A 15110-nucleotide genomic window follows, 5' to 3' on the forward strand; every position below is an offset into this window, starting at 1 on the left:
GTTCACTCATTCAGAATTTCCGAATGAAGCGATAGACGATCAGACTATGCATCATTAATCGCAGATCCGGATGAGAAGCAAGCTCAGGTCTCGGGCTCGGAAAATTGGCCAGGGCAGACTTAATGCGCTCCGTGTTTAATATGCCAGCGACCTTGCTGTCAGAACACAAGGCACGCAACTCGGCCGTAAAGTCATCCCAATTTGGAATGATGCGATGCAGCCAATCCGCAGGCTGTACACCCCGTACCCGCTGATTCAGTCGGACCTTGTCAGGCAACTCGGGTGAAGTAGCCCGGCGAATCAATGAACGATCCGTCCCGTGTTTCACATATTGTTCAATCGGTACGGACAGGCAGAATCGAATAACCCTGGCATCACTTGTCGGGTCACGTTCCCAAGCCCGGTAACGGAGAGAACATTTCGTAGCAACAGCACCGTTTTTGTTCGCAATAGCCAGGTTATTGAATTTCTCGGCACGGACTTTCAGTGCATCAGCCTGGGCACCGCCCTGCAGAACAATAATCGATTTGAGTCGTTCCAGCACACCCGTTCTTTGCGCAAAATCAGGATGGATCAACTGCACAGACGCGGCCTGGCTGGCTCCCTTGGACTGAGCCTTGAACCATTCAGGATATGCCTTTCGCCCTGTAATCTTGGCAATCCGGGAGAAGGGCATGCCGGTCCGTTCACTATACTGCTGCGTCTCACGGAACCAGCGGTACCAGCGACCACTTTTCAGCAAACTGGCGTAATAATCGAGAGCCGGACCCCAAGAGATGGTGAAATTGCCGCGTGCTCCTGTCAGCAGAATGCCTGCATCCTGCTGGCTGGCTTTTTCATAGAATCCGCGGATCCAGAATGAATTTTCAAAGTATTTATAGGGCATTTCCATTATGTCGAGCCAAGTATCTACTTCACTTAGTGGACTTCTGCCTTCAAAATCAAGGTAGTTCTCTGTTATATTGCCGACGTGATTAACGGTGGAACGTATGAAAGGTCTCTCGTCTGCCAGCAATGTTTTTGAAGTATAATCGGTGAAATCCGGTACGGGAACATAACTGTAGGCATGCAGCCGTTTGCCCTGACTTCTCAGTGTGCCGGAAGCAAAACCAACCACAGCTCCCGAGTCCAGCCCCCACTTAATGCAGCAGCTACCTGCCTGTGGGTTCGCAATCGCGATCCCACTGCCTGCCCAAACACCTCTCGAAACGCTTCTACATATTCACCGTCGGATTTGAGCCGTAGCGGCTCCACTTCATCCCAGCGATGGTACTGCTTCAGTTCCAGTCTTCCGTCACGAAAGGTTAGCGTATGTGCAGATGGGAGCTGGCTTACGCCCCGATATACGGTAGAATTGATGTCGGCGGAGTCATGCATGTCGGGAATGGCTAGGAATTCGGATAGCCAAGTCTCATCCAGTTCTTTGTGCACCCCTTCAAGCCCGAGCAATGGATTCATAAGTGTACAGAATGCAAAACGTGAACCATCATGTCGGTAATAAAAAGTTCGCATGCCTGTAATATCTCTCGCTGCGAACAGTTTGCGCTGCCGATCATCCCAGATCGCAAACACAAAGTCTCCAAGCAATCGGACAGCCACATCTTCACCCCAGCGCTGATAGGCACGCAAGATGAGTTCACTATCAGACAACACGGCAAGTTGTGCTCTCGATATCTGTAATTGATCTGCCAATTGTTCCCGGTTATCCAGAATGGCATCTGCCGTAATGGTCAGTCCACTTTCCTCATCATATAAAGGAAGTTTCTCGCTAACCGATTCCGGTGTTATCCATTGAGCATGACAGCTAAGGAATGCTTCGTTGCCCTTCCACACCCCTGTCGTATCCGCAGGGACATGCCCCAGGCTTGCGTACAAACGCCAGCTGTCCTCCCATAGCGCCTGCTGACCATCATTATGAACAATTCCTGCTATGGCGCTCATGACTTTCCTCCCCGAAGAATCTTGCGCTGTGAAGCCCAGGCGCTGATCTGATGACCAAATGGTACCCATGATTTAATTCGTTGTATTTTGCCATGAGCAGAGGCAAGCTGTCCCTTCAAGCGTTCCCGCTCACTATATCCTCGTTCCAACCGATGATCTGCTGCCCGCAGTGCAGCCTGTAATTGTCTGATGGTTGTAAGTGCAGCCAGTGCAGGATCTGTCTTTTCAGGTTCATTAGTCAATCTATCGTTTTGAATTCCAGATGCCTCGTTAATGAAAGGATCTGAAGACCGCAGCTGGTAGTTTGGCTGCCACTGACATCCAGTCGCTACCGTCAGTTGGTGTTTGAGTCGATCAATCACGTCTTGATCCGGTGAGGACTCGTAACGAACCCCCGTCCATCGCTCAGCCTCTGCCAGCTGTTCACTGTATCCCATCCGATGGAACAGATCTGCACCCATTACACGACAATACATCTCAACTTCATTCGGATCTAATATGTTTTTCCAGTTGTTAACAGAACCCTGGTGAGCCTCTTGATGAGAAGAGAGGAACGGGTCCCCCACGCCCATACTGTAGAACATATCAGCCTTTGCACTATCCAGAAACTGTCCGTAGCGCTCCATGCCCTGTTCATATCCAATTCCGAGATATGAACATAGCTTTTCGAGTTCTTCCTGGGGTCTAAGGACCAGTTGTTCATATTGCAATTCATATGCATTCGGGTGTGATTCGGCAAAATAATCATTCAAGCGGAGCATGCCAAGTGTAAGATCCACCGATTTCATATTTAATTTGGGGCTCTGCAAACTATGAATCAGGTCGAAACCTTCTCCTGTATGGTTATTTACTTTTTTGAAAGATGCAGCAATGGCCAGAGGATTACGCTGGAGATGAATGCGCTTGGACTGCGGAAACAGACGATCCAGCCATTCAAGCATGTAATAATAACGCGGAGATTTATCGACAACGAAGTCTGCTCCGCTCCCTTCCAGGAACCCATTATATATCTCAAGAGCAAAACTTCTGCACGCTTTCTCAAAGACTTCCTCAGATACCATGGCATTGTAGAATTGACGGATAATCGAGCTGCCACCATAAGCACGGGAATCAGCTTTGGGCATATCCACAAGATTCATCAAGAACCACATTTCCTGGGTGGCAAAGATACGACTGTGATTTTGCAGCATTACGGTGGATAGCGAACTACCACTGCGAGGAACACATAGTAAGAAGATAAGTCCGTTACCTTGAGCGTCGATCAATGGCAGCCTCTCCTCTGTATAGTAAATTACGCACGCAGCCGGGATAGACCAGACTCTACTTTCGTGTGGACAGAACAATTACTACAGTACGCAATGTCAGCATTGTACAAAACTCCTTCGGAACCTTGCCCCAGAGTGATGTATAATACACGTATTCTTCGACAACCATATGATACATTATGTATTCATAGTTTTACTCTATGATACAAAATGTATCATGTCAATCTTTTATTTTCACCTTTTCATAAATTCTCTCTTTCACTGTATTCTGCTGTCTGTCGTTTAAGCACTTATTCATGATTCATCATGAAATGATTGTAGGAATCTGCACAAATGCGAATAAGCCCCAGGCCACTGTTCTGAGATGAACAATGCCTGAAGCCATGCGTAATCCATTGAGAATTTTAGTAGTAAACCTGTTAAACAACTATCCTGCAGATCCTACATTTGTCTCTTTCCCGGTAGTTCCGAATCCTCTTTTTTGTTCTTCTTCCTGATCCACCAGTACAGCATCCTGCATCCCTTTCTGTACTTTCACCGTTAACAACACAGCAATACCCGCAATGAAAAAGAAAATGAGAGAAAGTATGCCCCAACGTGTTGAACCTGTTAATTGGCCAACATAACCGAACACAAACGGTCCAAAGATTGAAGAGAATTTGCCTGTAATATTCACAAAACCAAAATACTCCCCTGTTCGACCGGCTGGCATCAGATTGCTGAAGAGGGAACGAGCCGTGGATTGGCTCACGCCCTGCACTACACCAACCAGTCCGGCGAGCACATAGAAGTGCATCGCTTGTGTCATGAAATAACCGAGAATTACAATACATATGTACACAGATAAACTGACGATCAGTACCTGCTTCGCTCCCCACCGCTGTGCCCATGCTCCCAATAACAAGGTGCATGGGAACCCGATGAACTGGGTTAGCAGCAGGGCCAACATCAAGTCGGCTGTGCCTATGCCTATGCTTGTCCCATAGATGGTAGCCATCAGGATGATGGTATTAATTCCGTCATTAAAAAACCAGAAGGCCACCAGCATGCGAATTAACTGGGGAAAACGCCGCATCTGTCCAAAGGTTTGCCGTAGTCTGCGAACGCCCACCACCGCATACCCTTTCCACGATCCGGGCATATCAACTGATGCCGGCCGTCTCGGAGCATGCCGAAAGATCGGTATGGAGAATAATAACCACCACAACGATACAGAGATGAAGGCAAGCCTTGTTCCTGACAATGTACTGCCCAACCCGAACCAGACCGGTTGCTGAATCATCAGCAAATTCACGGCGAGCAGCAAGCCTCCTCCAATGTAGCCATAAGCGTAACCCTTGGAGGAGATCATGTCCCTTCGTTCAACAGGTACCAGATCCGGTAGCATGGCATCGTAGAAGGTATTGCCACCTGCAAATCCAATCGTGGAAATGACCAGTAAAGCTGAAGCAAGTAACCAGTCACCTTCTCCGATTACGCTGAATCCCAAAGTGGACAGGGCACCAATTATTGCAAATACACGCAGGAAGTCGCCCTTACGTCCGGACAAATCAGCCAATGTCCCGAGCAGCGGTGTTAGCAGAGCTACACACAACATACCGATGGAATGTGTATAAGCCAGATAGGAGGCCGCTGTATCCGTATTCAGCGTTGCCGCAGCCACCGAAGCATAGAATACGGGTAGTACCGCAGCCAGTACAGTCGTTGCGTAGGCCGAATTGGCCCAATCATACATAATCCAAGCCTTAATTGCCTTTTTGTTCACATGAACCCTTCCTTTACATGCATCTCTATTAGATCGTGTTCAATGTCTTTCTCCTATTGTAAGGGAAGGATATCACACTTGTTCACTGTTTCTGTAAAAAAATCAGTACGTTCTGTTTTGGCGCCTTACCTCTAAGGTGATCTTGCATCATTGGTTCATTTTATATCCATTCGCATCACATATCATCCCCGCCCGTGAATATACTTAATTACCGACAGGCCAAACTGTGCCGCGTAATCATTGGGGGGTGCCTACATGTCAAATTCACACCAGCCTTACTCGTTCGTCGTATCCCGGGAAGATTGGTCGCTTCACCGCAAAGGGTACCAGGACCAGCAGCGCCATCAGCAAAAGGTGAAAGATGTCATCAAGCAGAATCTGCCTGATCTGATTACGGAAGAAAACATCATCATGTCTGATGGAAAACAAATCATCAAGGTGCCCATCCGCAGCCTGGATGAGTACCGTTTTGTGTATAATTACCAGAAGCAAAAACATGTCGGTCAAGGAGACGGTGACAGTCAGGTCGGAGATGTCATCGGTCGAGACCCTGCTTCGCAGAAACCCGGCAAAGGCGAGAAAGCCGGAGATCAGCCTGGTCATGACATTGTGGAAGCCGAAGTGAGTATTGAGGAACTGGAAGATATGCTCTTCGCTGAACTGGAGCTGCCCGATCTGAAGCAGAAAGACAAAGACCTGATTGAGACACATACCGTTGTATTCAACGATATTCGCAAAAAAGGCATGCAGTCCAATATTGACAAGAAACGTACCATTTTGGAGAATCTGCGCCGCAACGCAACAACCGGCAATCCAGGCATTCACCATATCAGTCCGGATGACCTGCGTTACAAGACCTGGGAAGACAAAATCATTCCACAGTCCAACGCCGTCATTATTGCCATGATGGATACATCCGGGTCCATGGGTTCGTTTGAGAAATATTGCGCGCGCAGTTTCTTTTTCTGGATGACTCGCTTCCTGCGCCGCCAGTATGAGAAGGTTGAGATCGTCTTTCTTGCCCATCACACGGAAGCAAAAGAAGTGACGGAAGAAGAGTTTTTCACCCGTGGCGAGAGCGGAGGTACCATCTGCTCCTCTGTATATATGAAAGCACTGGATATTATTGACAGTCGTTATCCACCTTCCAGCTATAACATCTACCCTTTTCACTTCTCTGACGGGGATAACCTGACCTCGGATAATGAACGGTGTGTCAAACTGATTGGTGAGCTGATGAAGCGCAGCAATATGTTCGGATATGGCGAGGTGAACCAGTATAACCGCAGCAGCACTCTGATGTCCGCCTATCGTCATATCAAGATCGACCAGTTCATGTATTACGTGATCAAAGAAAAAGGCGAAGTATACAAAGCTTTGCGCAGCTTTTTCCAAAAACGGGAAGGAGGCAGCGTAGGATGACAGATGAAATCCGCGATCTTGAATACGCCATTGCCGAAATTATGGAGATTGCCGATGGATTCGGCCTTGATTATTATCCGATGCGTTATGAAATATGCCCGGCAGACATTATTTACACTTTTGGTGCTTACGGTATGCCGACCCGGTTCAGTCACTGGAGCTTTGGGAAAACTTTTCACAAAATGAAGATGCAATACGATTTTGGTCTCAGCAAAATTTATGAGCTTGTGATCAACTCCAACCCTTGTTACGCCTTTTTGCTGGACGGAAACTCTTTAATTCAGAACAAACTGATTGTAGCCCACGTCCTCGCACACTGTGATTTTTTCAAAAACAATGCCCGTTTCTCCAAATCCAATCGCAATATGGTTGAGAGTATGGCCGCCACCGCTGACCGGATCAGCAACTATGAGATGGAGTATGGCACCGAAGCGGTTGAAGCCTTTATCGATGCGGTTATCGCAATTCAGGAGCATGTGGACCCACAACTGATTAAACCCCGTCATTTGGACAAACAACGTTACATGGAGATGAAAATGCGGGAGCAACGCGGCGTGAAAGCACCACGACCGGAAGGGCGTTATGATGATTTATGGTCCCTTGACGACGTAAAGACCGAAGAAGCTCCTACCGAAGGCATACAGGTCCATCACTTTCCGCCTGAACCCGAGAAGGATGTCATGTGGTTTATTCAGGAATTCTCCGAAGTGTTAACCGATTGGCAGCGGGATATCATGAGTATGATGCGTGAAGAGATGCTCTACTTCTGGCCACAGATGGAAACTAAAATCATGAATGAAGGATGGGCCTCCTACTGGCATCAACGCATTATACGTGAACTCGATCTGAACAGTGAGGATACGATTGAGTTTGCCAAACTGAATTCTTCCGTCGTGCAGCCCTCCAAGCAAAGTCTGAATCCCTATTACTTGGGGCTGAAGATTTTCGAGGATATTGAACGCCGCTGGGATCAGCCAACCCGTGAAGAACAGGAGCGATGGGGACGTATACCGGGCCAAGGTCGTTCCAAAATGTTCGAGGTGCGTGAATTCGATTCCGATACTTCCTTTATCCGCAATTACATGACCAAGCAACTAACTGAAGATCTCGACCTCTACGTATTTGAGAAAAAAGGCCCGGACTGGAAAATTACCGACAAGTCCTGGGAAAACATACGGGATCAGCTTGTATTCTCACGTGTCAACGGGGGTTCCCCGTATCTCGTTGTTCAAGATGCCGATTATCTGCGGACCGGAGAACTCGTGCTGAAACATCAATATGAGGGCATCGAGCTGGATCTGAAATATATGGAACGCACACTGCCCTATCTGTACCGTCTCTGGGGACGTACCGTACATGTGGAGACCCGTGTTGAGGATAAACCAATCTGGTTCACGTATGATGGCAAGAAGCACCATCGCAAGTTCATGTAAGGTTGTGAATAAGTTATCGAAAGATAAGACACAAAAAAGCGGCAAGTTCCCGACATCCACGGGGACTTGCCGCTTGAGATATAGTTCAACTATACTTTTACACAATAACGAAGAGGGCAGAAATAACATGAAAAAACGAAGCGTTCGCCTTTATCCCCGGATTTCCCCTTTATGAAAGGGTTCAAAAAATCTGGGGATAACGGCGATCGGAAGGTTATTCTGACCTCGAAGTGGTCAGTGTAAGATATTTTAATTGAAAGGTTTACTCTGATTGTACCGGTGGTGTATCATTGTCCTGCAACCGCAGCGGTACAAAAAAGTCATGCTCGACTTCATGTGCTGGCAAAGGACGACTGAAGTAATACCCCTGAATCTCCCGACAGTCATTTTGCATGAGAATATCCAGTTGACCTTTCGTTTCGATGCCTTCGGCAATTACTTCCATATTGAGATTCTGGGCCATCGAGATAATGGTCGCTACAATGGCCTGATCGCTGCGATTCTCCGTAATATCAGTGACAAAGGAACGATCAATCTTGAGCTTGTGAATTGGGAAATGCTTCAGATAACTCAGTGAACTATATCCCGTACCGAAATCATCCAGACTGATCTTGACACCCAGTGCTGTTAGTTCATTCAGGATCGCCGTGGATACTGTTGCATCCATCATCATACTCTCTGTAATCTCTAGTTCCAGGTACCGGGCTTCCAGCCCTGTCTCACTAAGTGCATTCTTGACCTGTTCTACCAAGTTTGATTGATGGAACTGCTGGCTGGACAAGTTCACAGATACCGGAATGAGCGGTCCGCCACTGGCATGCCAGAGTTTCATCTGCCTGCACGCTTCCCGCAGCGTCCAATTGCCGATCTCATAGATCATGCCTGTCTCCTCTGCAAGCGGGATAAACACATTGGGTGCGAGCAGACCTTTGAGTGGGTGGTTCCAACGTATAAGAGCCTCCACACCAATCATGCGGCTATCCTCCGTGCGAATCTGCGGTTGATAGTACAAGATCATCTCATCTCGTTCCAACGCTTTACGCAGGTAACCTTCCAATTCAATGCGTTCATAGAGTTCCGAATCCAGTTGGGCGGTATAGAATTGAAAACCATTCTTGCCGTTCTTCTTCACTTCGTACATGGCAGAGTCCGCATGTTTCAGCAAGGAATCCGCTCCCACTCCATGATGAGGATACATCGCAATTCCGATGCTAGCTGTAACGTAAAAGTCATTCTCCTTCAACCGGTAAGGCAGTTGTATGGCTTCAACAATCTGCTTTGCAAGTTCTGCCACCTGCATCTCAGTCGCTTGATCATGGGACACCACCAATGTGAATTCGTCACCGCCCATACGAGCCAGCATCACATTTTCCGTAGCATTTGGATGGGAAGCTTCAATTGCTGCCATGATTCGGCTGCTAACTTCTCTTAGAAACACATCCCCGATCGAATGTCCGAGCGAGTCATTAATCATTTTGAAACGATCTATATCCATCACCATAACGGCGAAAGAATTTTCCTTTTCTTCTGAGGCTTGAATGGACCAAGCCAGTACATCATCCAACTTGCGCCGATTGGGCAGTCCTGTCAGGGGGTCATGCAAAGCCTGGTGACGAATGCTCTCCTGAGCCTGCTTTTCCACGGTTATATCCTTAATCAGAATGTGGCTTCCCACATGGCTATCATCAATGACAACAGGAAGCACCGTAATACTAAGATCCAGATGTTCATTCTGTACATTCCTCATCTTGGCCATATAGTGAGCCGGCACTAGCTGATTATCATCCCAGTCAATCGAATCAATTTCACTTATCCACTGTATATCAATCCGCTGTGCAATCTCATCAATCGAACAATCTATGACTTCTTCCTCATGGTATCCAGTGATGGTCGTGACAGCGGTATTAATGCCTTTGATGATACCTTCCTTGTCCACGGAGATAATGGCGTCCGAATGGTTATGATACAGAGCCTGATACCACTGCTCATTCTCTCGGATACGTTGATCCTTTTGAGACAATCGCTGATTGATAAATATGCCATATAACGTTAGCCCCAATGCAATAAATGTGCCCACTGCAATCAGGTATGCAAGAATGTCTGGATCAATCTGCATTATTGAACTTGTCATCTGGTCATGTGAATGATGGAACTGCGCGGCTGACATCCCGGTATAATGCATTCCGGCGATCCCCAGACCCATAATAAGACCGCTGCCCATCTTATACACCCAGGTATATCTGGCTTGACGATGACGAAAGAAAAACATGAGCCACAATGCAGCAAATGAAGCAATAGCTGCGATCAGAATAGATAACACTACTCTCCCTGCTTCATACGTAACAGGGGTTGACATTGCCGCCATTCCCACATAATGCATCGAGCTGATTCCAGCTGTCATAAGAACGCCTGAGATAATAAGCTTGCGTATTTTACCGGACTGCTGACCCGCAATATTCAAGGCTATACCCGATGCTATTATGGCGAGCAGAACGGATAGAATGACCTTGCCAGTGGAATAGGATACGTGCGTGGGCAGAACAAAAGCCAGCATGCCTACGAAATGCATGGACCAGATTCCCAGACCCATAGAGACTGCGCCGCAGGTAAGCCATACATTGCGTGCCATACCTTTAGTTCGACTGACACGGCCTGCAAGATCAAGCGCTGCATATGAAGCTAACGAAGCAATAATATAAGATAAAATAACCAGTTCTAAATTGTACGTTCCATGTAAGTGCTCCACTCGCTCTGTCCTTTCAGCCGGGAAATGCTTCATATGTATGTTAAATGTAAAAAAGAAGCGAGTGCGCTGTCTGGATGACAGGCACTCCCTCCGCATCATTTGACTTGTGACCATAGACTTAGTTAAAGCCGCCATCATACATTGGAACCCGCTTAATATCAATGTATATAGTCTAAACGTCCCAGCCTTGAAAATCAACACTTCGTTCCAGAAAAACGGATATTAGCTCTAAACAGCATTTATCACTACATCCGCTTTTCTTCCACTTATTTTTGAACGAGCAACAAGTTGCCAAAGTTGGATGTATTCTGGTAAGAGTTCCCTGTTTGATCACTCCAGATCGACACACTGCTCCGTTGCCCATTCCCGGCTTGATCGTCGTTCACCTGCAGGTCGAACCCAATCCATACATTCTTACCCGAAGGGACTTGGTCCAAAGGAATGGCAGCCTCGATAACATAGCCACCTTTGGTCCGTTGGGTAGCCGACTTGAACCGTTCCTTCAATGCATTTCCTCCAAAGGAAGATTCGTTATCAAAGTTTACCCGGTACTGCGCGTCATCCCCCTCGTAGTAGGTGGTCTGATTGTGGTTGGGGTCTATAAACATTTCGACAGAGTCCTGCTCATGTGCATTTTTGCTTACTTTACTTAATAATGGATCTTTGACATCTGCGAATACATACAAGTATTTCTCATCCCACAACAACTGCGCAGTCGCCGTTGCACCCGAGTTTCCAATTACCCAAGTATCTGTTGCAACGGATGTTGCCTTTTTCCAGACTCCATCCTTTTTGGCGTCAACCACAGGCTTGCCATAAGTGACCTTAGTTTGTTTCAGGACGGAACCCAGCTTCAGTTTGCCCCTATTGGCCGGTTTATTCGGCTGTTGGTTGGTAATATCGTTCCAAACGATGTTGGCTGTCTGTCCAGCAGCATGTTCATCTGTAATTCGAAAATCGAGGGATAGTACCTGACCTTCGGTAAGTAAAGCGGCTGACAAAGGCAGGGATGCATATACGACATACCCCGTCTTGTTCTCCTTCACCTGGTATACCTTTTGGTCTTTCCCCTTGCCTCCATCCCGTTTGAATGTGTACTGTCCATTACCGGGTTGTGGATCTTTTTTCTTGGCGGATACGTTGTCAGTTGATGTACGATTAACGTTACCAACCACTTCTTCTCCGAGGAAAACCTGTACCTGATCTCCTTTGCGACGTGTAGTATCCTGAACTTCCACACGCAGATTTACCTTTTTGCCATCCCATAACACTCTGGCTTCACCGGTTGCCTTGGATGTGCCTTCTGCCAGATGAGAAATCTGCACCCCTTTAACGGCTCCCCACAGAATGTCTTCCTGTCCTTTAGGATCAAGCTTTGATACGTTAGCCTTCAATGCTGTCCACTCATTCCGATATATCGGTAGCTTGGAAGGGTCCACCAGTGCCCAATATGCCGGTTTCGCTTTTAATTTACGATCAAACAGCAACGGTGCATCTTTGCGTCCTTTGACGGGATGGTTATCAAGCCATGTGCCATCATCCGCAAGTCCCCAGACCGTAACGCTGTCCATTACGCCTCGTTTGCCCAACTGATCGAACAGGTCGAATAGTTCACGGTACCGATAGGCCTGTTGCAGCATTAATTCATCCGTAACTGGCATCTCCTGCTCGGAATTATTGGAATAGATTGAAACGTCCATCTCTGTAACCTGAACATTCACACCAAGAGCAACAACCTTGTCAAAAGCCTCTCGCATCAGCTTCACATCCGGTCCATACATGGACACATGCATCTGGAATCCAACTGCATCAATGGGTGTGCCTTTAGCCAGCAACTTCTCTACAAGCTTCACCATATCATTCAGCTTGCTTGCACTGCCTTCCAGTCCATAGTCATTAATCACCAGTACAGCATCGGGATCCGCCTCGCGAGCATACCGGAAAGCCAGCTCAATGTAATCACTGTCATCCCCGTCACCGTCCACATCCCCAATAATGTCTCTCCACTTAGAACCACTTGCCTCGTTCCGCAAGCCGCCTCCATCCGAGATGACTTCATTGACGACATCCCACGTATGAACCTTTCCTTTGTACCGAGTCACGATAGTCTGGATATGTGTTTTCATCCGTGCAAGCAACTGTTCTCGCGAAGCAGGTTTCGATGCATCATTCGGATCAGTGAAGAACCAGTCCGGCACTTGGCTATGCCATAGCAACGTATGACCTCTGACCTCCATGTTATTTGCTTGGGCAAACTTCACCAGGCGATCCGCCTCTGACCAGACAAACTGTCCTTCCTGAGGCTGCATCGCATCCATTTTCATAAAATTACCGGCTGTAATACTATTAAAATGTTTCGTCAACAACTGGGAATGCATATCCTCCGAGTCCAGTGCAGACTGGTCGATTGCAGCTCCAATTGCATAATTTTCTCCCAAGATATCTACCAAATTCGGAATATTCGGCTCAATTTCAATTTTCTCGGCAGCCGTGATCAGAACATCATCCAAGTAAAAAGTAATCGTATCTGCTGGCGTCACTTCTTCTGACTTCTTCCATGGTGTCTCCGCATACATCCGGAAGCCGGTGATGCCACTATTTGCTCCGGGGATGACCACATCAGCCTCGATTTTTTTCCATTGCCCTTTGTTCAGGGTAGCTGAGGCAAACGTAGCATATTCAAGACTCGAAGCGTCTTTATTATATTCTTTCTCCAGTGAACCGTTAATGACCTGACTGTCTGGCCCTTCATTGTACATAGCCCAAAATGAAATATGTACCGTGCTGCCCTTCTGCACATGATCTAGTACCTCAATTAAGGGTCCATGGAACGTTTCGGTACGAGATGAGGTTTTCAAGCTGTGTGTACGGTCGTGGCCCACTTCCGTCACAATATCGAGCTTCTCACTCGCTCGTGGACGCCATTGCCCCAACAAACCATCTTCAAAATGAGCTTCAAATAGCGGTGCATCGCCATCACCTGCCTTAACGTCCCCAGCTGCCTGAGCACGTGTCCCTCCTGTACCCATACTTGGTAACAGACTGAAGACCAATACAGCCGCCAAACACAAGCTCCACCATTTTCTCCAATGCATCCGATCTCCTCCTTGGTTGTTCGTTACATTACCCTTTACTCCGTCATGTGTCAGTCCTCACCAAAATCGTTGTGCAGGATTGGATAGACGTTAATGACCGGAAATAATGTAAGCATTTTCATTATACGATTGCTAGCAGACTTTGTTTACCCGTTAAACTATAGAACTTGCTCCAAATAGGTTTCGAATCCACACCCGGTTCCTCAAGCGATAAGAATAGCCCAAGTTCGTTCAAGTTCACCAACCAATATGAGCGCAGTACAGATCCAGGAAAGAAAAAAAAGCACAGCCAATGGCTGTGCTTGGTTTTGCTTGGTTTTGTTCGGATTATGATTCATTGACCGGTGCTGTCGTTTGACGCACGACCAGATTGGAAGGTTCCGTAACGACGGGGGAGTATATGACGGATTCTCGATCATGGCGATTAGATATTCAATGGATTTAATCCCGATGGAATAAATATTCTGATTCACCGTCGTCAGCCCCGGTTTGAACACCTCTGCATAATACGTGTTGTCGAATCCGACCACCGAGACATCTTCCGGCACACGCAGTCCGTGCTTCTCAATTTCATGAATTGCACCGAATGCCGACATGTCTGAAGCGCAGACGATACCTGTCGGTTGATCCTGAAGTGCCAGCAATCGGCGGGCAGCCTTACTGCCACCGTCGAATGAATAATCGCATACCTCCAGATATACTGTTGAATACGGAATGCCACATTCGCGTAGCCCTTCCCGATATCCTTCCAATCGCAGATTGGCTACGGCAGGTCCCAGTGTACCTGAAATGTAGGCAATCTTACGATGCCCGAGCTCATGCAGATGTTTGACACCCATCACGATACCGTTTGCGTTATCCGTTGTGATGTAGCCGGCACGCTTGCCGAACAAGTCAGTATCAACAAACATCGTTGGGATCTCTTCTTCCACCAGTTCCTGTATACTCGTGTTTTCTCTACCTTCCCCGAATACGACAACGCCATCCACATTACGACTGCGACAATGTTTGATAAACGAGTATGCAGGGTCATCGAATCGTGTAGACAATCGGACAAGATCATATCCACTGTTCTCCAGTGCAGTCTTGATCCCTTCAAGCAATTCCGACACAAAAGGGTTCGTGAACGGAACCGTTAATAACACCCCTACCGTCCATGAACGGCGTTTGACAAGTCCACGAGCGACCACATTGGGTTGATATTTCAATAATTCGATGGCTATATTGACTTTCTTGCGCGTTTTTTCGCTTACATCGGGATAATTGTTTATCACTTTGGAAACGGTTGCAACAGATACTCCCGCTTCCTTGGCCACATCATGGATAGAAGCCATCTGATCACCTCAACCTCTTTCAAATCCCCTGTCTCCGGCTGCATTTTCTATAACATCGGCAGGTTTGTCTACCCATTATAGCTTAAAATAGCCTGAAACGGTATGGAAG

7 protein-coding genes and 1 pseudogene are annotated in these 15110 nt (G+C 47.3%); 2 read left to right on the forward strand and 6 right to left on the reverse strand.

Annotated features, from left to right (window positions below; all coding sequences use genetic code 11):
* Positions 1-10 precede the first annotated feature (10 nt).
* The 3 genes and pseudogenes from C0Q44_RS31780 to C0Q44_RS13655 form a co-directional block, all read right to left on the reverse strand.
* Positions 11-1941, reverse strand: a pseudogene (locus C0Q44_RS31780) (asparagine synthase-related protein).
* Positions 1938-3206: a sulfotransferase family protein gene (locus C0Q44_RS13650; RefSeq protein ID WP_181150997.1), complete on the reverse strand. Its 1269-nt coding sequence runs from the start codon at positions 3204-3206 to the stop codon at positions 1938-1940. Before C0Q44_RS13650 ends, C0Q44_RS31780 begins: the two are co-directional and overlap by 4 nt.
* A 427-nt stretch (positions 3207-3633) precedes the next feature.
* Positions 3634-4971, reverse strand: coding sequence for an MFS transporter (locus C0Q44_RS13655; RefSeq protein ID WP_105407872.1), 1338 nt, complete (start codon positions 4969-4971; stop codon positions 3634-3636).
* A gap of 255 nt (positions 4972-5226) precedes the next feature.
* On the opposite strand from C0Q44_RS13655, the gene yhbH reads away from it, so the two are divergent.
* The gene (gene yhbH / locus C0Q44_RS13660; RefSeq protein ID WP_105407873.1) at positions 5227-6393 is read left to right on the forward strand and encodes a sporulation protein YhbH; all 1167 of its coding nucleotides are present in this window, start codon (positions 5227-5229) and stop codon (positions 6391-6393) included.
* Positions 6390-7826: a SpoVR family protein gene (locus C0Q44_RS13665; protein WP_105407874.1), complete on the forward strand. Its 1437-nt coding sequence runs from the start codon at positions 6390-6392 to the stop codon at positions 7824-7826. The genes yhbH and C0Q44_RS13665 overlap by 4 nt, the downstream gene beginning before the upstream one ends.
* Positions 7827-8088: 262 nt before the next feature.
* Here C0Q44_RS13665 and C0Q44_RS13670 read toward each other — a convergent pair whose 3' ends face one another.
* From C0Q44_RS13670 to C0Q44_RS13680, 3 genes are all read right to left on the reverse strand, one after another.
* Entirely contained in the window at positions 8089-10605 is a 2517-nt protein-coding gene (locus tag C0Q44_RS13670) for an EAL domain-containing protein (protein ID WP_258166309.1), read from the reverse strand.
* 233 nt (positions 10606-10838) lie between these two features.
* Positions 10839-13667, reverse strand: a complete 2829-nt coding sequence (locus tag C0Q44_RS13675) for an endo-1,4-beta-xylanase (RefSeq protein ID WP_105407876.1) — start codon at positions 13665-13667, stop codon at positions 10839-10841.
* A gap of 203 nt (positions 13668-13870) precedes the next feature.
* Positions 13871-15001, reverse strand: a complete 1131-nt coding sequence (locus C0Q44_RS13680; protein ID WP_308737417.1) for a LacI family DNA-binding transcriptional regulator — start codon at positions 14999-15001, stop codon at positions 13871-13873.
* Positions 15002-15110: the final 109 nt, after the last annotated feature.

Origin of the sequence: Paenibacillus sp. PCH8 (assembly GCF_002968835.1) — a bacterium.
GTDB lineage: Bacteria > Bacillota > Bacilli > Paenibacillales > Paenibacillaceae > Paenibacillus.